Below are 20,854 nucleotides of genomic sequence, written 5' to 3' on the forward strand. Positions count from 1 at the left end.
GCCTTTTCTCTGTAGGAGCGACCTCCGGATCGCGACTCTTGCCAATCACCATCTGCTAATAGCCATCTTCAGAAATATTTTGTCTTGCATTCCCGCCCCTTTTGTGATATTATTTAATGAAAAGTCTGTCAACGTTTTCAGAGGTATATCCGTTACAGAGTTCAAATGTAATACAAACTCTGGAGGATATAGACCCATGTTGTTCAAAATTAACAGAATTCTCTCGACCCTACTTTTCACAACACTAATTGCAGGTATCAGTGGATGTTATATTGATACCAATGAAAGCGATCGTGAACCGCCAGCGATTCCACGCGGTGTCCGCACTACCACTGGCGACGAGCAGGTTGTCATTGAATGGTATCCGAATGGAGAATTCGACTTGGCAGGCTATAGAGTCTGGCGTGGCAGAGATGATGTCAATTTTAACGATCTGCTGGTAGACGTATCCGAAAATACGACACACTACATAGATACAGATGTACGAAACGGGGAAACTTATTATTACGCCGTCTCCGCCTATGACACTGAAGGTAATGAGAGTGAACTGAGTCCTGAAAATGCTTGGGATACCCCACGACCAGAAGGGCGAAATATTACGCTGGATGACTATCTCCTTTTTCCGGGAAGGAGCGGGTTCGATTTCTCACAGCCATACAAAGGGAGTATCCACTGGGACACAGCGGAGACAGATATCTATTTCGGGCTTGATACGGAAGTTGGCGTTACCTACCTCTATTCAGACAATGAAACCCTTATGCAAGATTTAGGGTATCACGAGGACTTCGAGTCAGTTGACTTCGTTCCAGAGTTCGGATATACAACGGTGTTCGTCGAACTCATAGAAGGACATATCTATGCCTTCTATACACCCGATGGAAACTTCGCAAAAATTCAGGTGCGCGAGCTTTTTGATGATGCCGTCATTTTTGACTGGGCATACCAAACCGATCCCGATAATATCCAATTAGCTCCACCTCTTAATAGACCTTGACAAGGAGTACCTCGCATGCAAAAAAGTCGGGGGGCGGTGCAGATGTCGCCTCTATACATAATCCTTCCATTTTTGCTTTTTCTTATCACTGGCTCTATTTCCGCAATCGCCGAAACTTCAGAGACAGACACAAATGCTTCCGCAGCGGAATCTGATGCCGAAACTCAGGATATCCTACCTCTTTTCCGTAATTACATGGCGGAAACGGAGCGCGAAACGGAATCTACTTATCCACTATTCCGTTCGCACGCAGAGCGGTACTACCCGGAATTAGATGTCAAAAAAGCAACGCAACTGTCAACTCTTATGCCCGGTTTAGGACAGGCTTACGCAGGTAATTACATGAAGGCGACGCTTTTCCTCAGTTCGGAATTAGGTGCTTTCGCACTCGCTGGCTACAACGTCGCGCGCGCCTTACACTACAATAAACAAAACGTTTTTGAGACAGGATTCTTGGACGCTCGCACGGGTGAATTCCTAACCTACGAACAAGGACGCACCCGGATGTGGAACCATACCTTTTTCAGTGGCATGTTTCTCGCAACCGGTATCGGACTACACATCTGGAATATCCTCGATGCACCCAAGACAGCTGAGGCATATAATAGTCGAAGATTTTCTGTAGAGATGCAACAAACAGATAGCGGCGTTCAATCTCTGATGTTTACACATAGGTTTTAGTGTCTGGTTCATAAACCGCATTCAAACCAGAATATAGACCCATTCGCCTATCCACCTTCGGATTTGATTAAATACCGATCGCGAGGACAATAGTGTGCATTATGCGAAGCACCTAATTTTTATCTATCTTCTGTTTGGATGTGTTACCGTAAACGGTATGTCTACCTCTCTTGTTGAAAGTCCGGACATCTCACCTCAACCGTTGCGGATTGGTGAAAAATTAACTTACGATATTAGTTGGAGAAGATTACCCGCAGGAAGAAGAACAGACCGGATCGCTAAAGCAGAGACGTTGAATGGCGTCCCTGTTTATCATATCCGTTCTGAAATGAAGACCCGTGCGCTTTTCAGATTTTATAGTTTCCAAAGTCAACAAGAGACATTTCTAAATCCGTCTACACTTGCCCCTGTCCGTTTTCGGAATCATGTACAGGATCGGAAATTTCTTGCCACCGTCGCAATCGATTTCCGAGAAGGCGAAGCAGAATATAAAAGAATCTCCCAACGAGACCGGAAGTCAGATCAAAAACATGAAGTAAAAACCTTAACGATACCGGTCGGTACACAGGATGAATTATCGACACTCTACTTTCTACGTTCTAAACAACTCGCGCTCGGTGAAACCTATTTCTTCCCTGTTGTCGTTAAAGGAGAAGTACAGAAGGTTACACTCACTGTTGAACGCAGAGAAGTTATTAAGAACAAGGCGTTAGGACGTGTTCAAACACTTGTGTTGGGAACCTCAAAAGGCGACCGTTTCTGGCTCACGGATGATGAACGGCGGCTACCCGTCAAGATGGAAGCAAAGAGTAAAATGGGAGCATTCAAGGCGGCTTTAGCAGGTATTGAATTCCTAAACTAAGACGTGGCAATTGGCAAATAACCATTAACCATCAACTATCAACCAACAACCAATACACCGTGATAGAATTTTTACGTCAAACAGAAAATTACCAAACACTCGTATCACGCCTCAAAGATGGTAAAAAACTTCCATGGCTCAGAGGATTAGTGAACGCATCGACTGCTTATCTTTTAGCAGCACTGATTGACGATTTCTCAGACAGATCCTTCCTGATTGTGCTACCTTCGCAACGCGAAGCCGAACAGATCCTCGAAGAAATCTGTACATATCGTGCCTATCCGGCGTTAGAAAATTCACCGACCCCAGATGCTTATCCTGAACTCAATCTCTTCCCCGGTTGGCATCGGAAATTCGTTGAAGGCATCGCGCCCCCTAAAAACATCGTCGCTGATCGGATGCGATGTCTCGATCGCTTGCTACATGGCGAACGGAACGTCGTTGTCACGACCAGTCAGGCACTGATTTACAAACTCCCTTCGCGAGCACGTTTGGCTGCCGCGTGTCGCGTCGTAAATCTCGGCGATGAAATTGATCCAGACGACATCGCCGTCATGCTCATGGACGGTGGCTACCAAAACGTTGAACTCGTAGAAGTCAAAGGCGAATTTGCCCGTAGAGGCGATATTTTGGATGTCTTCCCACTTACGGCTGATACGCCTGTGCGCCTCGAATTCTTTGGAGATGAAGTTGATGCGATCCGCGCTTTCGATCCCATATCGCAACGTTCCATAGAATCCCTTGAATCTGTCACACTCACACCACTCCGCGAAATCTTTGCTGCTGATCTGTCAATGGATTACTGGCAAACACAAACGGATGCTTTCATTCAGGAACACGCGACACCACAACTCATAAATGCTATCCGAGAGATAACGCGAGACCTAACAGAAGGCGAGTCATCTCCGCATGGGCTTGCCGCCTGTACGGAAAATAATGGACTTGACGCATTCTTGCCAATGCTCACATCTGAAGTTGAACTCCTTACAGATTACCTCTCCGACGATACGATTGTCTGTCTGATTGAACTGCAATGGCAGAAACGAGAAGCAGCGCGCCTACACGAACGGATGCAGGAAATCTATCAACAAAAGCTCGATGAATCTCATTTTGTTGTGCCGCCAGATAAACTCTTAGTTCCCTTTGAAACCCTTACCACACAGATAGAGCAGTATCCCATCGTCTCTTCGTCTTTAGCACCGCCACGTGAAATTTCAGATAACAAATTGGCACCGATGCCCTTTGGAATGGAAGCACTCGCTTTACCATCAGGGAACTATCAAACAGTTATCAATCAGATTAAAACCTGGGCTCAGCAAGGGAAACAAGTTCATCTCTTCTGCGAAACCCCACAGCAGTCCAAGCGGGTCTCGGAAATCTTAGCCGAACGCGACTTGTCGCCACCGGATATAGATATCAGCGTTGGTGCAATCAGTCAGGGTTTCTTCAACAAATCACTAAACCTTGTTGTTATCTCCGAAGATGAACTCTTCGGAAACCGGCACCATCGTCCAATCCGCCGCCGTCCACCCACAGATGGGACTCCTATTCTCAGCCTTATCGATCTCAAAGTTGGGGACTATGTTGTTCACGTCTCCCACGGTATTGCCGTCTATGATGGTATACGTCGATTGGATATTGATGGCAAGCCTCAAGATTTTCTGGTGCTCAAATACAATGACGATAACACGCTCTATGTGCCTACTTATCAGGTCGATCTCGTGCAAAAATACATCGGTAGTAAGGATGAAACCTATAAACCGCGTCTCGACCGTCTCGGCGGTCCTGCGTGGCACCGTCGAAAGGCGCGTGTCAAAGCAGCCATACAGGAGATGGCAGATGAACTCCTGAACTTATACGCGCTCCGACAAGCCCGAAAGGGGTACAGTTTCCCGGCTGAAGTCCCTTGGCAAACCGAGTTTGAAGCCCTTTTCCCGTACCAAGAAACTAACGATCAACTCCAAGCCATTGAGGACGTTAAAGTCGACATGGAAAATGAACGCCCGATGGATCGACTCGTTTGTGGTGATGTCGGATACGGCAAAACAGAGGTCGCCCTCCGTGCCGCCTTCAAAGCCGTCATGTCAGAAAAGCAGGTCGCAATTCTCGTCCCAACGACTATCCTCGCCCTCCAGCATTACGACACTTTTGAAAAACGTTTTCAGGATTTTCCAGTCCATGTCGAGATGCTAAACCGTTTTCGGACACCAAAAGAGATAAAGCAGATTAAGGAAGGATTGGCGAAAGGCACGATTGATGTTGTTATCGGGACGCATAGTTTGCTTTCTAAAACGGTGACATTTAACAATCTTGGACTCCTCATCGTTGATGAGGAGCACCGATTCGGTGTTAAGCACAAGGAAAAAATCAAACAGTTTAAAGAGACGATTGATGTGCTTACGTTGACTGCAACCCCAATCCCACGGACACTCCACATGTCGCTCGTCGGTATCCGAGATTTCAGTGTTATTAATACACCTCCCGCAGATCGATTGCCGATTCAGACGCATGTTATGCCTTACGACTCCGAAGTCATTCGTGAAGCAATCACTGCAGAATTGAGTCGCAGCGGTCAGGTGTTCTTTGTCCACAATCGCGTTCAAGATATTCAGAGTATCGCCTTAACTGTCCAACAGCTGGTTCCTGAGGCACGGGTCGCTGTCGCACATGGGCAGATGCCTGAGCGTGAATTGGAAAGCGTGATGCTTGAGTTTGTCCGCCATAAGCACGATATCCTCGTCTGTACAATGATTATTGAGTCTGGACTCGATATACCGAATGTGAATACGATCTTGATTAATCGAGCAGACGCCCTGGGTTTGGCGCAACTCTATCAGTTACGCGGACGGGTGGGTAGGGCTACCACACAGGCTTACGGGTATCTATTCTATCCACAACACCACGCAATTACCGAAGGCGCGCAGAAACGACTTCGGGTCATTGAGGAATTCACTGACCTCGGTTCGGGCTTTAAAATAGCACTCCGAGATCTTGAAATTCGCGGTACAGGGAACATCCTCGGTGCCGAACAACACGGACATATTGTTACCATTGGTTATGAACTCTACTGTAAACTCCTTGAAGAGGCGGTAATGGCACTAAAAGGAGAAAAGGTCGAAGAAACACTTGATACACGTATTAGTTTGCCAGTTGAAGCCTATTTACCCGATGATTATGTCCCTGACAGTCGGCAAAAGGTCTCTGTCTACAAAAAAATTGCTGGATTGAAAGACGATACGGCTCTCAAAGAACTTCGCGAGGAACTGCAGGATAGGTACGGACCTATTCCTGAGCCGGTCGAGATGTTACTCGAAATTGCGAACCTTAAGCAACAGAGCAACCAACTCGGCATTAGTGCTATTGTTGCTGGAAAGGAACAGGTAAAGGTCACCTTTGATGAGCAGAACCCGCGAATTAATGTGAAGAAATTCATTGAAATAGTACACAAAAATAAGAACCTTCAGTTGCAACCACCTGCACAACTTAAAATTCGCATGCCGGGTATGACTGGCGCGAATATGTTAACCGAATTGCAGCAAACCCTGAAGTTGTTTGTTGTGTAATCGTAAAGATGAAAGGCAAACGAAAAAAGACGTGCTGCGCGCACTATCCAAAGCGCGTAAGCCTAACCAACGGGCAGGCTGGATATACGGAAAAGTACTGTATTCCCTAAACCGACCTGACCGAACCGCAAGGAACATTAAAAATATGAAAAAAACGATTACTGTTTTTGTAATTGTCGCTGTGACCTGTCTACTCACGTGGCGATTTGTTCAGTCTGACGGGCATGAGGAATCTATGCCTGCTCTCGACGAAAACCAAGTGATTTTGGCAGAGTACAAATGGAACGACAAAACTTATCAGATCTCGCTGGCAGATTTGAACGCCGCGATTGCAGAATTGCCGGTCTACCGGCAGCAGAACTATGACAACAGAGCGGATAAAGCCGAGTATCTTGAGGAATTAATAGAGGAACGGCTCAAAATCCTTCGTGCGACAGATGACGGATTTGATATACTTCCTGAACACCTCAAGAAACTTGAGGATTACACGCATCAACTCATGGTGGAAAAATTAACCGAGGCTGAAGTCGATGCCAAAATCGTCCATACCGACGAGGATCTCATGGCACATTATCAGGCAAATCTCAGCGAGTACGTTGAGGAAGCAAAAGTCCGCGCAATCTGTATCACACTTGATGACGAAGACTTTGCTTATGAGACACTCGATGCCATTAAAGCCGGTAAAGACATCGTTGAGATGGCGAAGGAGCTCTCTGAAGCTGGCAAACTTGGTGCTGGACCCGGCACGAATCAGGATGATCCGGGAAATACCTATCTCTTCTCGAAGGGTGCTTCCGCGCGTTGGTCAGAATTCATTGACGCTGTTTTCGAGATGGAAGTTGGCGAACGGACGGATGCCGTCTTTGAAACCGAAGTTAACGATGCGGTCTTTTACCTCATTTTCCGTAAAGAGGAGCACCAGCCAGAACGGCAGCAGGAATTCGAGGAAGTGAAAGATGACATCAAACGGACGGTTGAGCGTGAAAAGAAACGCGCCCGCATCAATGAATGGGTCGCCGAGATCTCTGAAAAAGGTAAATTGAAAACCTATCCTGAAAATATCCCAGAACCGCCGCAACCTGAGGAAGCGGAGACTGAGGAGTCAGACGAATAGCCTATTCCCATTTTGTGGAAACAACCCCTTAGTCATAGCACTAAGTGGAAAAAAGGAGTTAGAAGAAATAATGCTCACAAGAATTATCCCCTTTATCGGCAAAATGGATAGCCAGGTCCGACTTCCGGTTATCCCTCTATTTTTACTTGCGATGATTGCTATACACCCGGTTTTTTACGGTTGTAGTGACAAAGCAATCGGGGCAGATGGTACTGTCATCGCGGAATTTGAATGGAACGGTAAACAGCATATCACCTTGGAAGAGATGCAGCAGGAGATTAGCGAGCTCCCTGAGTACAAGCAACGCCAATATCAGGACAAAGAGGGACTCGAAACCTATATGCTCCTCATGGCGGAAAGTCGCTTGATTCTCAACCTCGCTCGCGACCAAAAACTCAATGAAGACCCCGAAATTCTCAAGAAAGTCCAAGACTATCTTCACGAGTTGATGGTTAAGCGGATTACCACTCAGGAAGTTGACGATAAACTCACTTTGACTGAGCAGGACTATCTCGGTTACTACGAGTCGCATAAGGAAGACTATGTCCGTCCAGCACAGGTTAGGCTTATGTGTATCACTATGACCGATAAAGTGCGGGCAGATGAAACTTACGCCCAAATCCAAGAGGGCAGCGACATCGCTGAACTCGCTCAGGAACTTTCGGATAAGGGTGAACTCGTCGGTCCCGGTGCGAATCCAGCGAGTCCGGGCGACACTGACTATATTAGTCGGGAATCTTTCCCCGCTGGAACGGAGCCTTTCTTAGATGCAGCTTTCGCCGCAGAAATCGGAACACTGCATGATGGCGTTATCGAAGTTGATGTCCAAGGACAGAAATATTACATGATCTTCCGTAAAGATGAGGCGCGTGATGCGTATCAGAAGCCTTTTGAGGAAGAGGATGTTCGTAGAAATGTAGAGCGGAAGGTCGAGCGTGAAAAGCGGCAGGCACTTATGGATGAATGGATCCTCCAACTCCGCGAGCGCGCTGAAGTTAAAACTTACACTGATCGCATTCCAGAGGCACCCGCTGAAGAGGAACCAACTGAGGATCAACCCGAAGCAGAGGAAGCCCCTGCTGAGGCGCAACCCGAAGAATAGCGATTAGCGAACGGTTGTTAGTTTATAGTTGTTGGTTGTTGGTTAAGAGGGTCCCTTGTGAGGACAGATTCTTAACTAATAACCATTAACCAAGAACCCTTATTGCCTAAATAGGAGGTATGGACATGATGCGCCATGTAGGTGCCTATCTAACCATCTGTCTGCTACTCCTTACCAGTGGACTTACAAACGCGACGGCTCGTACTTTCGACAAAATCGTCGCTTATGTCAATGACGACATCGTAACCAAGCGAGAGTTGGATGTTTTAGTGAACCAGCGCGCAATTGAACTCCAGCAGGTCTACCGTTTCAGCGAACGCGAAGCCCGCAACGAGGCTGAACGACAACGAAGTGAACTCCTTGATCGTCTTATCCGTCAGATGCTACTTCTGGAGGCGGCGTTAACATTGCAACTCACTGTCAGCGATGCTGAAGTGGAGCAGTACGTCCGAGAATTTAAAAATAGATACCAGATTGAAACCGACGAGGAATTTAAAAAACAGTTAAATAGAGAAGGCATGACAGTCGTCGCTTTTCGTGAACAGGCAGAACGGAACCTTAAAGCCGAAAAACTTGTTATGGGCAGAATTGTCCCGCGGTTGCAGGTACGAGACAGCGAGATCCGAAAGTTCTTTGAGGAAAATCAGGATCAATTGCCGGTTAAGGCGGATAAAGTCCATTTACGGCATATCTTTATCGCTTATGAACCAACCGAAATTGACCGCAATGCCGCTTATGAGAAGGCTGGAAAAGCGCGCGAAGAAATCTTGGCAGCGGGTTCTAATTTTGAAGAGATTGCAAAACGCTATACCTCAAAGCAGAATACGACTTCACAAGCGGGTATCCTTATCGAAGCCACAACTGAAGAACTCAACAGATTTCCAGAGGTATTTCAGAACGTCTTGACGAATTTAGCAGCCGGTGAGCTGAGTGAATCGATTGAAGGGAATGAAGGACTTTACCTTTTTAAAGTCGAAACAAAAGACGATAAAATGATTGCGTTTCGCTATCTCATTGTGCCTCTCGAAATTAGTGCCGAAGCGATGCAAGTGGCACGCGAGCGAAGTGTCGAGATTTTCAAAAAATTGGAAGATGGAGAAGATTTTAGCACACTCGCCACAACTTATTCCGACGACACTGAGACGCGAGCAAACGGTGGCGACCTCGGAGTTAGATCCCTAACTGAACTCAACCCTAAAACCCGTACAATCATTGAACCGCTCGCAGCAGGGACTTACAGCAATCCACATGAAACTGAGTCTGGCGTTCACATCTTCAAAGTCGATGCGCGAAATACCCCGGACCTCACTGAAGCCGAGAAACAACAGATTACTGCGATACTCCGTCAACAGCGTTTTCAAGAAGAGTGGGACGTATACACCGACAACCTCATCTCGAACGCTTACATCCAGATCAAATTGAAAGAGTAAGAGATACGTGAGAAAAAGCCACCCCGATCTGCCTACCTATCACCAACACCGATGCTCCAACAAGAAACGCGTAGGTACAGGAAACGCTGTATCGCGCCGTCGTTCTATTTTTGCAGAAGCCGCTTCAATTGCGGTTATAGGCATAGGTGTTTTGGTTATTGCCTATCTCTTCTGTCCTCCACAGATGCTTATCGCCCAAGATGCCCCGCCACAGGAACAAATACCGACTGATGGGGAACAGACACCTGACACTCCAGACGAAACGCCTACTGATGGAGAACAGCCCCCTGATACCGCAGATGAAGCACCGACTGATGCGGAACAACCCCCTGATGCCACAGACGAAACGCCGACTGATGCGGAACAGCCTCCCGATGCAACGGATGAGACGGAAGCGGAAGGCGAAACTGCCTCTGAACGTTTGAATCCAGAAACCGACGTTCCTGAGGAAGGCATGGTGATTGGTGATGGTGACAGTGTGTCGATGGTGGAGAATTTTGTTCAAATTCACGGCAACGCCCTCGTCAAATTTGAAGATGTCATCCTGCGTGCTGATCATGTCTGGGCTGACTTTGATGAAAATCTGATGCGTGCTTCTGGAAACGTTCACCTTAAGGTCGGCGACGAAGAAACCTATTCCGATGAACTCGTCTTTAACCTTGAAACCAAAAAGGGAATCGCCAGAAATGGATTTACTTATAGCGATCCTTGGTATTTTGGCGGTAGCGAAATCTTTAAAATAGAGGAAGATAAATCTTATGTCCGTGGCGCGACCCTGACGACCTGTTCTCTGGAACATCCACACTACTATTTCAGTGTCTCTGAAGTGATTGTCCGAATGAATCAGGAACTGATTGCCAAGAACATCGTCCTGCGCATCGGCGGATTTCCCTTGTTCTACTTTCCAGCCATCCGTCGCGACTTACGCAAAGGGAAAATTGCCAAGATTATCGTCAAAGTCGGAACCGACAGCTACCAAGGACCCTACCTCAGCATTATCCAACCCCTTGTTCGTAAAAGACGCTACGATGCCGCACTCCTTTATGACAGAAGCGCGCGGCGAGGACAAGGTTACGGGTTTGAGGGAAAGTATCGTTTTCGTGATACAAAGTATAAAGAGATACATATCGCTATTCCGGAGGATGCAACGCCGAACCAACGCACCAAATTGGAAGAGAAGGCGAACGAGTTACAAGAACGACTTGACGGTGAATATGATCGTTATTGGCTGAGGCAACTATTCCTTGAATATAAGATTACGGATGAGGATATCGCCCGCGCGAAAGAGAGTGCCGAGGAAGTCCGAACGCAGGCTTTAGAAGAAGGCACGGACTTTGCCCAACTCGCACAAAGCAACTCTGACCACTCTGACACCCGTTATGAGGGCGGCGATATAGGGTTCCTCGTTCCCGGCGAAACGGATGAAGATGGAAATCCAAAACTCGATCCCGCTTTGGAGGCAGCCGCCTTTGCACTACAAGAAGGCGAAGTGAGTTCGATTATACAGACGGAGTCCGCTTTTCATATTCTCAAAGCCGATCGCGTGATTGACGTTTATGGCGAGCGTGAAGTCAGACTTCGCCGCATCGACATCAATATTACTGCAAGCGATGATACCGAAGCGATGCTCCGGGAATTAGCTGACGATCTCCTACAACAGGCACATGAGGGTGAATCCTTTGAACAACTCCTACAACGCGCCGATGTTCTCTCTGACTATATCCAAGCGACGCTTTCCGAAATTAATGAAGGCAAAGGGATGCTGCTAAATGAGATGGATACCGCTTGGCAATATTCTGTTAGGCGTATGGAAAACCCGGGTGATGTTACAGAGCGTCGTCCTGTTTCTACGCCAGAAGGATTTTACATCTTCCAATTAATTGAAAAAGAGGAAACACCTACTTTTGAGGCACTCGCTGAAGAATTCGAGGCGGAATGGGAGACTTTTTACGAAGGCATAATGAATCCAGTACCAGAGGGCAGCGAAGAAAATGGAGATGCCCCAGAGACACAAAAGACCGATGAAATGGATGTAGAAGGGACGGATGTGCCACCTACAGTTCCAGAACCGACAGAAGAAATTGAAACCAGCGATGCAGAAGAAGAAATCCAAGATGCTGAAACGACTGAACCGGAAGACCTCCAAGAAATGGAGTCTCAAGAGGAAAGTCAAGAGACGGAGGCAATTGAACCGGAAGGCGACCAAGAAGAAAGCCAAGACGCTGAAGCGATTGAACCGGAAGGCGATCAAGACGGTGAGACAGAAGACGAAGATGTAGTCGACTCAGACGAAGAAACGGAAGAAGAAGACACGGAAGAGGGAGTCTACAGGCAACACGACTTTCGCGGAAGGTGGGAAGACCCAAGTGCTGTCGCCTCGGAAGCGCAGAGCTTGTACGCTGGCGAACATAGCCGTCGCCCGATTAGAACACGGAGATCCTTCCGTCTTATCAAAGTCGATAGAAAGCGGGCGTATCGAGGGGATATCTACTTCTACGGCGCGGATCGCTACTCTTATGAACGACAGAACGCTACTCGGATTGGTAGAAGCTGGATTATGCGATGGGCACATACCCAATCGTTCTTTACCCCGTGGGACAGCCGAGAAGCCGGCAGACGCCCCATCAGCTTTAACGGTAGGACAGAGTTACGCGCCCTTAATTATAAAGAGGATTTGCAACTTCCGGGTGAATCGACGCTCAACTCTTTCGGCATACTCACCTACGGTACCGCCTTCTCTGCCTCCAGTCGAGACGATCTTGATGAGAACGGGAATCTCAGGTTTTCACGAGAAACTATTGGGGACTTCACAGGTAGGGTTGAAGTCCGCCACATTCACGATTTCACGGGTGAGGGTACAAACTCATTGCAAAAACTCCCACAACTCACTTTGAACTTCTCACGAATGCGTGTGAATGCATTCCCACTCTTTGAAACCCTCAACGATGGTATGGTATCCATTGCTGAGAAATTCAAAACGGAAACACCGTTTCTCTCAATGTTTACAGTTCCCACACTGGACAGTACGAGTCTTGACCTGGATGTTGAACTTGGAAATTTCTTTAGAGAGGTTTATCGTGGTAAGGGCGGTGAGGAGCGGGATGTGTACCTACAGACAATGGATCTCGGATTCGATGTCCGAAAGCAATCAACGCTTCTGATTACACCGCTCCGTGAACTCCAGCTGAGTCTCTATCTTAACACAAACGCGATTTGGCACGACCGGGATCAAAGCCAAAATAGGAACATTATACGCGGTGTTTACAGTATCAATGCAACCGCGACGAATACACTCTTCCGTATCTTTGATGTCAGTTACATCCCCGGATTGCGGAAATTGCGGCACGAGATACAATCCTCGCTCCGATTTGATTATCAGCCGCCTGTTGATGAGGACGAAAGTCTCTATCCGTTCGGACCGAGTACCTATTTCTTTGAGCGGAAGATGCTTTCCTATAACTTCAGCACAAGTTTTGAGATTAAAACCCGACGGAGCCAATCGGCGCATCGTGTTTTCTATTATGATACACGGCTTACCGCTGATTTCACTGAATTTGACCCGTTATATAAGCGTAAATACACACCTGTTGAGAGTGATCTTACATTTGTACCTCTCCCGAGTCGAAACCTAAATGTTACCGTTCGGTTCACCCACGATCCGAATCCGCATCCGGTTGACGGACAAATTTTCAAAATGGTCGGTTTCCGTTCTAATATCCGCTATACGCGACAGACGTGGAACGTGAGCCTTGGGAACTCCTTTAGTAAACGCCACACTTCAAGGCAAGCGTCCCGGGCAATCACTGCTACCGGACGCTACCGCCTCAGTCGAAACCTTGAATTTGATATCAGTCTCATCTACTATCCGATTGAGCGGCAGTTTTATTCTCAGCGCATTACGATGACTCGGAATCTTCACGACTGGAATCTCCGCATCTCATGGAACCGGATTGGTATCAAGCGACAAGACTCGGTCTACAACAACGTCCGCCAAGATTTCACATTCCAAGTTAGTCTAATTCAGGAACCTGCGATTTCAATGGGGGTCGGCTATGACGCTACAACTGAAACTTGGGGTGTCCGCACCGTACCTGCAGGCATGCCTTACAACGCCTTCGGTACCGGGAGCTCGCTCGGTAGGTCATATTTCTAATTTTTCTTTTTGTAGCATAGACTGTTAGTCTGTGCCTGTGTAACCGACAAAAAACCTAAATCGAATCGCCCGAATGCATCTCAGAAAGTGTTGCAAGGATTTTGGAGGATACAGTATAATATCAGCGGAGTGAGGTTTTGAATGAAATCATGAGAGATGTGAAATGGATTGGAGATTCCCGTGAACAGGTGCAGCGTTTCCCCAAGCCTGTAAGAAGAATAGTAGGACAAGCGTTAAATGCTGCTCAATCCAGACTTAAGCACATTAATGCCAAACCTTTACGAGGAGTGGGTTCTGGTGTATTAGAAATTACGGCTCGTTATGATACGAACACCTACCGTGCCGTTTATGCTATTAGAATTGGCAAGAGCATCTATGTGCTTCATGCATTTCAAAAGAAATCTACTCGTGGTGTTAGGACCCCGAAAAAGGAAATTGACTTAATTAAACAACGTCTGAAGGTAGCGCAAGAGATGGAGGAAAAAAATGAGTGAAGAAATCAAAATTGAGGAGAGTTCTGGAAACGTATTCTTAGACATCGGTTTCTCGAAAGAAGAAGCTGAACGTGAGCAGTTACGGGTGGATCTTGTGATTAAAATCTATCAACTTTTTGAGGAACTTGAGTTGACTCCTGCAAAGGCATCAACACACTTTGGACTTGATCCATCCGACGTATCCCGAATACAAAATGGGGATTTTGATTTTAACGTTGATAAACTATTTACAATCCTCAGTCAGTTGAATCGAAACGTGGAGATTCGCATCACACCTTCCGACGAGAAAATCGGGTACCTACGAGTCGTTGCAACTTAAGGAAAAGCTTCATGGTACTTAAGGATCGGATCGCTATCATAACCGGCGGAAGTTCAGGCATCGGACGCGGCATCGCCCTCGAATATGCCCGTGAAGGTGCGCGGATCGTCATCGCCGATAAGCAAGAGACACCGCTTCGGGGCAAGTACCACGAAACCGATACCACAACACCAACCGTTGAAGAAATTGAGAAACTCGGTGCGCAAGGAATATTCGTCCAGACCGATGTCTCTGACGCATCGCAAATTGCGGACTTAATCCAGCAGACTGTCGAACACTTCGGAGGGCTCGATGTCCTCGTCAACAACGCCGGTATCCACATTCCCGGTGGCGCGCAAGAGATCTCCATCGCCGACTGGGACAAAGTCGTCAGTGTAAACCTCCGCGGCATCTTCGTCGCAACGAAACTCGCACTCCCTCATCTAAAGCGGTCAAAATTTGGAAGGATTATCCAGATCGCCTCTGTCCATGCCTACGGCGGCGGTGCGGGACCTGCGTATGCACCGGCGAAAGCGGCTGTCGTCAACATGGTTCGAGATACAGCATTAGAAATCGGTCAATTCGGTATAACTGTCAACGCCATCTGTCCGGGATATATTGAAACAGCCATTCAGGACTACCTCACCCCCGAACAAATTGAAGAGGCATTGGAGAAAACCGCTTTGCCACGTTTCGGGCTGCCGAGAGACATCGGACGCGCCGCTGTGTTCCTCGCCTCCGACGATGCCGAGTGGGTCACGGGTGCCTCCCTCCTCGTGGATGGTGGATTCGCCGCTGGTGTGTAGGATAAACCGTTAGTTTGTGACTTTGAAACAGTACTTTAAAAAATTGACCAGGAGTAACAACAGATGCAAGCAAACCCATGGGGAACAATCCGTTTTACAGATAAAGTCGCTTTAATAACAGGCGGTGCTTCTGGCATCGGCAGAGCAACGGCAAATCGTCTGGCAGCCGAAGGGGCACACGTTATCATCGCTGACATCAACGCAGATATGGCAAACAAGGTTGTCTCGGAAATCCAAGAAGCAGGCGGGAAGGCACTCTTTGTAGAAGTGGATCTCGCTGATGATGAAAGTGTCATCGCAGCAGCACAAGTCGTCTCAGAAAAATTTTCCGCACTCCATAGCCTCGTCAATAATGCCGCTATCGCGGGTGGTGGCGCAATTGAAGATGGCACGTGGCAACAAACGTGGGGCCCCGAAACGTCTATCGGTCTTCGAGGGTGGGTAATGATCACGCAGCACCTATTACCCCTCTTAAAACAGGAAGGTGGCGCGATTGTCAACCTCTCATCAGAGGGCGGCTACCTCGGCAGACCCGGCGGATGGGTCTACGATGCCATTAAGTCCGCATGGGTCTCTGCCACGAAAACGATGGCGTACGAATTCGTCGAATACGGGATTCGAGTTAACGCCGTTGCACCCGGTTGGGTTGTCACAGAGATGCACTTCGGGAGAGCATCCGACCCCGCGGCTCGGAAAAAGGAGTTAGAGGAGACACCTATCAGGTCCTGCATCATGAAACGCCGCTGTGGCCCCGAAGAGATAGCATCAGCCATCACCTTTCTCCTCAGTGACGACGCTTCCTATATCACAGGGCAGACAATACACGTTGACGGCGGGCGTTGGGGAATGTCTGTTAGCAGAGATTGATCTATATCCAATGGAAGCGTGTGTTCACTTTCGTGACTGGTAGGTGCGGTTTCCAACCGCACCGAGCCTTTCTGACAATCAACCGTTAACCGATAACCGACAACTAAAATATGCCAAGCAAAACCCACACAACCGCCGTTGTCCTAATCCCGCCAGAATCCGCACAACCACCGATCCAAGCCATCCGCAGAGTCCACGACCGAAACTTCGTGCGATGGATGCCACACATAACGCTGCTCTATCCGTTCGCTGAACGCCGCGATTTCAGAGATGTTACCGCTGCACTCGCAAAAGCCGCACAGCAGATAATACCCTTTTCTCTTCAACTGAAACGTTTTGACGCTTTCAAACATCGCAGATCGTGTACGATGTTCCTCGTTCCTGAACCGGCAGATGAAATCGTGCGGTTACACGACACACTCCTACAGCATCTGCCTAACTACGATGACACGGCACGGTTCGCAGGCGGATTCCACCCACACCTCTCCGTTGGGCAATTCCAACACCGATCCCTTGAGAGTGAACAACACCGACTCCAGACAGAATGGCAACCGATACGGTGTGAAATAGTATCTCTTAGCCTTATCTACCGCTCGCCAGAGACGAATGACCGATTCGTCGTTGCCGAGCAATTCCCCTTTCAAATAGGAAACGCCTAATGAAAGCAAAAATTTTATTAATAAGGAAATATCATGGACGCTAACCTCGCCGAGATCGAAAATCGGCTCTGGAGTGCCGCCGATGAACTCAGAGCCAATTCACGCCTCCGCGCCTCAGAATACTCTACACCCGTACTTGGGCTAATCTTTTTGAGATACGCCGATCATAAATTCACACAAGTCGCACAAGCGATTGGCAGCGAAACCGCTGCGGGTAAGCGAAGTAGAACGGATCCGCGAACGCAGTATCAAGCGCGCGGCGCATTTTACCTACCCGATACCGCACGATTTCAATACCTCCTCAATCTGCCGGAGAGTGAAAACATCGGACAAGCGATCACTGACGCGATGAAGGCAATTGAAGCAGAAAATCCGCAGGTCAACGGAGTCCTGCCTAAGACTTACAATCGCCTTGAAAAAAGTACACTCCTTGAACTCCTACGCATCATGGAACAGATTCCCATGGATATTGAGGGAGATGCCTTCGGAAAAGTCTACGAGTACTTTCTCGGCAATTTCGCCATGAGCGAAGGACAGCGCGGGGGTGAATTCTTCACGCCTACCTCCCTCGTGAAACTTATCGTTGAGGTTATCCAACCCTTTCACGGTCGTATTCTCGATCCCGCATGCGGTTCCGGTGGCATGTTCGTCCAGAGTGCAGCGTTCATCCGCAACCATCAGCAAAACGGAAAGCAAGGACAAATCAGTATTCACGGGGTAGAGCGCGTCGCCGAAACGATTCGATTGTGTAAGATGAACCTCGCTGTCCATGCGCTTGAAGGTGATGTCAAACAGGCAAATAGTTACTACGAAGATCCACATAACTGTTTGGATAGGTTCGATTTCGTCATGGCAAATCCGCCTTTCAATGTCGATCGCGTGGATAGGGAACGCATCAAAGACGATCCTCGGTTCCCTTTCGGCATGCCTCGTGTCGATAACGCCAATTACGTCTGGATTCAGTTATTCTATAGCTCGCTTTCCGAGTCTGGACGGGCAGGCTTTGTCATGGCAAACTCCGCCGCCGATGCCCGCGCCTCTGAACTCGACATCCGCCGTCAAATTATCGAATCCGGTGCAGTCGATATCATTGTTAGCATCGCCTCAAACTTCTTTTATACGGTCACCTTGCCCTGTACCCTCTGGTTTTTCGACAAATCTAAACGCCATACCGATAGACACGATAAAGTGCTATTTATTGATGCGCGACACCTCTATCAACAGGTGAGTCGCGCCCATCGGCAGTTCACACCCAAGCAACTCGAATTCCTGTCTAATATTGTCAGACTTTATCGGAGTGAATCCCCTGAAAACCGACACGACAGTGCAGATTTCCTCACGACGAAATTCCCTGATGCAGCATACATTGATGTTCCCGGACTTTGTAAGGTCTCCACGGTTGCCGAAATTGAAGCACAAGGGTGGAGTCTCAACCCTGGACGTTATGTCGGTGTTGCCGAACAGCGCGCAGACGATTTTGACTTCACCGAGCGGTTTACAGAACTCAATGAGGAATTAGCAGTTCTGAACGCGGAAGCACATCAACTCGAAGAACGCATCGCTGAAAATGTTGTAAAGATTCTGGAGGATACGGTATAATAACCTAAGTTGCCACTATGTAGCATAGCCTGTTAGGCTGTGCAATGTGTCTGCGATCTGGCTTTATTTTTTTATGAAGTAAATCGGGAATAAACACTTAGAGGAGCAGGTTGAAATGATTCAAATTTCTGAACCGATAACTCTCGAAAAACTATTGCCACTAATACAAAAACTACCGAAAATTGAGCGCGAGCGACTCCGTGAATCCCTTGAAAAGGAATCACAACTTGATGCCGCGATTTTGCTCTATCAAGAAGATCAGGTAACGCTCGGGAGAGCTGCTGAGTTGGCTGGCATCCATCGTTTTGAGTTTGAAGAGGCTTTGGCAGCAAAAGGTATTTTGAAAATTGTTGAAGTGGATTCAGCAGAAACACTGAAAACGCGGATTGCCCCCATCAAACGCCTCCACAAATCAAAAAGGGATAAGAGAAGATCGCACGAACTATGAAAATAAAAAATAAAAAGCGAGATCCAATGCCACCTCCCGAGGCTACTCCAGAGGAGATCGGAAAATTTTGGGACACACATAGCCTTGCTGATTATTGGGATGAAACCCACGAAGTGAAATTTCAAGTCACGCTAAACATCCAGAAACAAAAAGACATCATGAGAGATACAATTCGTTTTGGTGATTTCGTTGAGATTAATCCACGCATCCAATTGGAAAAAGGCAGAGAATATCCTTATGTTGAAATGGCTGATGTTAGCCCTGGCAACGCTTTTGTTTTCCCTGAAAAACAACGTACTTACAAAGGTGGCGGCTCACGATTCCAAGCTGGAGACACGCTTTTTGCCCGCATTACACCGTGTTTAGAAAATGGAAAAATCGTCAGACTCAAAAATACCGGTAATCAACCCTGTTTTGGATCTACAGAGTTCTTCGTCTTTCGTGGCAAGCCCAATGTGTCAGATCCAACGTATATTTTCTATCTGGCTCTGAGCCCTACAATTCGGGATCCTGCAGTAAAGAGTATGACGGGTGCTTCAGGACGACAGCGCGCTATTTTATCCTCGGTTGAAAATATTCTAATTCCGCTGCTGCCTCTCTCAACCCAACGCAAAATCGCCGCTATCCTCTCCGCCTACGACGACCTCATCGAAAACAACACCCGCCGTATCAAAATCCTTGAAGACATGGCACAGACCCTTTACCGAGAATGGTTCGTCCACTTCCTATTTCCCGGACATGCGGATGTGCCGATGGTGGAATCGCCGTTGGGTCCGATACCGGAAGGGTGGAAGGTTAAGAATTTCGGCGAAGTCTCTCTTAACTTTGATCGCCAGCGTAAACCGTTATCAGGAAAAGTAAGGTCAACAATGCAAGGGGAATATCCATATTATGGTGCTGCTAAAGTTTTGGACCATATTAATGATTATCTATTTGATGGAAGGTATTTATTGATTGGAGAAGATGGTAGCGTTGTTACTGAACACGGAAAACCTGTGCTACAATTAGTAACCGGTAAATTCTGGGTAAACAATCATACGCACGTTGTTCAAGGGAAAGCACCAATCTCAACAAACTTCCTTTACTTGTTTATGTCTAATGTAGTTATTTCGGGCCATGTTACAGGCACCGCACAGCCAAAGATTAACCAGCAGAACTTAAACAGAATTCCTGTCATTTCGCCTCCACAGAGTGTGTTGGAAAAATTTAACCAGATGATTGAACCAAATTTTAACAACATCGTTGCCTTAAACCTTAAAAACGTTAACCTTCAACAAACCCGCGACCTCCTCCTCCCCAAACTCATCTCTGGCGAGATTGACGTATCCAAACTTGATATTGAGACTGATCCCAAAAGCAATTGACAGATACAACGCGACGGTGTATAATTTACAGAAAGGCGATTGGGAAAAAACTTTTCTCGGTGGGTTAGCACACGACTCGCGAACCATTCGCGATATAATATCGGAGGAAATCGTGCAAGAATCTTCTATCATCCAATACTTCACTGAGAAAGGTATCGAACAAGGCATAGAACAAGGTATTGAGCAAGGTATTGAACAAGGCAAAAAACAGCACGCTGTTGAAGCGATACTCACAGTACTGGAGGTCCGATTTCAGACTGATGTCGCGGAGAAACTCAAGCCTTTTCTTGCTGCCATTGACGATCTACAACGTCTGGATCAGTTACACCGCGTCGCCGCCCGCGCATCAAACATTGATGAGTTTACGCATGATCTTTTGAACCTTGAAAACTGAGAGACTCTGAAGATTTAACAAATAAG

General features: G+C 47.4%; 17 protein-coding genes. All 17 read left to right on the forward strand.

Annotated elements, in window-relative coordinates:
* The first annotated feature begins 196 nt into the window (after positions 1-196).
* The 17 genes from OXN25_17485 (at position 197) to OXN25_17565 (ending at position 20,828) form a co-directional block, all read left to right on the forward strand.
* Positions 197-994, forward strand: coding sequence for a fibronectin type III domain-containing protein (locus OXN25_17485; GenBank protein ID MDE0426645.1), 798 nt, complete (start codon positions 197-199; stop codon positions 992-994).
* 15 nt (positions 995-1,009) lie between these two features.
* On the forward strand, positions 1,010-1,675 hold the full coding sequence (locus tag OXN25_17490; protein ID MDE0426646.1) for a hypothetical protein: 666 nt from the start codon (positions 1,010-1,012) through the stop codon (positions 1,673-1,675).
* Positions 1,676-1,769: 94 nt separating this feature from the next.
* On the forward strand, positions 1,770-2,537 hold the full coding sequence (locus tag OXN25_17495; GenBank protein MDE0426647.1) for a DUF3108 domain-containing protein: 768 nt from the start codon (positions 1,770-1,772) through the stop codon (positions 2,535-2,537).
* A 59-nt stretch (positions 2,538-2,596) separates the two neighbouring features.
* On the forward strand, positions 2,597-6,100 hold the full coding sequence (gene mfd / locus OXN25_17500; protein ID MDE0426648.1) for a transcription-repair coupling factor: 3,504 nt from the start codon (positions 2,597-2,599) through the stop codon (positions 6,098-6,100).
* 145 nt (positions 6,101-6,245) lie between these two features.
* Positions 6,246-7,214, forward strand: a complete 969-nt coding sequence (locus OXN25_17505) for a peptidyl-prolyl cis-trans isomerase (GenBank protein ID MDE0426649.1) — start codon at positions 6,246-6,248, stop codon at positions 7,212-7,214.
* 70 nt (positions 7,215-7,284) lie between these two features.
* Positions 7,285-8,316: a peptidyl-prolyl cis-trans isomerase gene (locus OXN25_17510; protein MDE0426650.1), complete on the forward strand. Its 1,032-nt coding sequence runs from the start codon at positions 7,285-7,287 to the stop codon at positions 8,314-8,316.
* 125 nt (positions 8,317-8,441) lie between these two features.
* A complete protein-coding gene (locus tag OXN25_17515) occupies positions 8,442-9,746 on the forward strand; it encodes a peptidylprolyl isomerase (protein ID MDE0426651.1) in 1,305 nt (434 codons plus the stop codon).
* 7 nt (positions 9,747-9,753) lie between these two features.
* The gene (locus OXN25_17520) at positions 9,754-13,899 is read left to right on the forward strand and encodes a peptidylprolyl isomerase (GenBank protein MDE0426652.1); all 4,146 of its coding nucleotides are present in this window, start codon (positions 9,754-9,756) and stop codon (positions 13,897-13,899) included.
* A gap of 137 nt (positions 13,900-14,036) precedes the next feature.
* Positions 14,037-14,393, forward strand: a complete 357-nt coding sequence (locus OXN25_17525) for a type II toxin-antitoxin system RelE/ParE family toxin (GenBank protein MDE0426653.1) — start codon at positions 14,037-14,039, stop codon at positions 14,391-14,393.
* Positions 14,386-14,712, forward strand: coding sequence for an XRE family transcriptional regulator (locus OXN25_17530; protein MDE0426654.1), 327 nt, complete (start codon positions 14,386-14,388; stop codon positions 14,710-14,712). Before OXN25_17525 ends, OXN25_17530 begins: the two co-directional genes overlap by 8 nt.
* 11 nt (positions 14,713-14,723) lie before the next feature.
* Entirely contained in the window at positions 14,724-15,497 is a 774-nt protein-coding gene (locus OXN25_17535) for a glucose 1-dehydrogenase (protein ID MDE0426655.1), read from the forward strand.
* Between the two features lie 63 nt (positions 15,498-15,560).
* Positions 15,561-16,364 (forward strand): SDR family NAD(P)-dependent oxidoreductase, encoded by an 804-nt coding sequence (locus OXN25_17540; GenBank protein ID MDE0426656.1) that lies wholly within the window; start codon positions 15,561-15,563, stop codon positions 16,362-16,364.
* A 110-nt stretch (positions 16,365-16,474) separates the two neighbouring features.
* Complete coding sequence (locus OXN25_17545; protein ID MDE0426657.1) at positions 16,475-17,023, forward strand: 2'-5' RNA ligase family protein; 549 nt, start codon at positions 16,475-16,477, stop codon at positions 17,021-17,023.
* A gap of 33 nt (positions 17,024-17,056) precedes the next feature.
* The gene (locus OXN25_17550; protein MDE0426658.1) at positions 17,057-18,622 is read left to right on the forward strand and encodes a class I SAM-dependent DNA methyltransferase; all 1,566 of its coding nucleotides are present in this window, start codon (positions 17,057-17,059) and stop codon (positions 18,620-18,622) included.
* 115 nt (positions 18,623-18,737) lie between these two features.
* Positions 18,738-19,070 carry a UPF0175 family protein gene (locus OXN25_17555; protein ID MDE0426659.1) on the forward strand — a complete coding sequence of 111 codons (333 nt, stop codon included), beginning with the start codon at positions 18,738-18,740 and terminating at the stop codon, positions 19,068-19,070.
* Entirely contained in the window at positions 19,067-20,434 is a 1,368-nt protein-coding gene (locus tag OXN25_17560) for a restriction endonuclease subunit S (protein ID MDE0426660.1), read from the forward strand. The genes OXN25_17555 and OXN25_17560 overlap by 4 nt, the downstream gene beginning before the upstream one ends.
* Positions 20,409-20,828 carry a hypothetical protein gene (locus OXN25_17565; protein MDE0426661.1) on the forward strand — a complete coding sequence of 140 codons (420 nt, stop codon included), beginning with the start codon at positions 20,409-20,411 and terminating at the stop codon, positions 20,826-20,828. The genes OXN25_17560 and OXN25_17565 overlap by 26 nt, the downstream gene beginning before the upstream one ends.
* Positions 20,829-20,854 lie beyond the last annotated feature (26 nt).

Source organism: Candidatus Poribacteria bacterium (assembly GCA_028820845.1).
Taxonomy (GTDB): domain Bacteria; phylum Poribacteria; class WGA-4E; order WGA-4E; family WGA-3G; genus WGA-3G.

Coding starts and splice junctions, on each gene's coding strand:
- OXN25_17485 (MDE0426645.1), top strand. CDS start 197: ATGTTGTTCAAAATTAACAGAATTCTCTCGACCCTACTTTTCACAACA.
- OXN25_17490 (MDE0426646.1), top strand. CDS start 1,010: ATGCAAAAAAGTCGGGGGGCGGTGCAGATGTCGCCTCTATACATAATC.
- OXN25_17505 (MDE0426649.1), top strand. CDS start 6,246: ATGAAAAAAACGATTACTGTTTTTGTAATTGTCGCTGTGACCTGTCTA.
- OXN25_17510 (MDE0426650.1), top strand. CDS start 7,285: ATGCTCACAAGAATTATCCCCTTTATCGGCAAAATGGATAGCCAGGTC.
- OXN25_17515 (MDE0426651.1), top strand. CDS start 8,442: ATGATGCGCCATGTAGGTGCCTATCTAACCATCTGTCTGCTACTCCTT.
- OXN25_17530 (MDE0426654.1), top strand. CDS start 14,386: ATGAGTGAAGAAATCAAAATTGAGGAGAGTTCTGGAAACGTATTCTTA.
- OXN25_17535 (MDE0426655.1), top strand. CDS start 14,724: ATGGTACTTAAGGATCGGATCGCTATCATAACCGGCGGAAGTTCAGGC.
- OXN25_17540 (MDE0426656.1), top strand. CDS start 15,561: ATGCAAGCAAACCCATGGGGAACAATCCGTTTTACAGATAAAGTCGCT.
- OXN25_17545 (MDE0426657.1), top strand. CDS start 16,475: ATGCCAAGCAAAACCCACACAACCGCCGTTGTCCTAATCCCGCCAGAA.
- OXN25_17550 (MDE0426658.1), top strand. CDS start 17,057: ATGGACGCTAACCTCGCCGAGATCGAAAATCGGCTCTGGAGTGCCGCC.
- OXN25_17555 (MDE0426659.1), top strand. CDS start 18,738: ATGATTCAAATTTCTGAACCGATAACTCTCGAAAAACTATTGCCACTA.
- OXN25_17560 (MDE0426660.1), top strand. CDS start 19,067: ATGAAAATAAAAAATAAAAAGCGAGATCCAATGCCACCTCCCGAGGCT.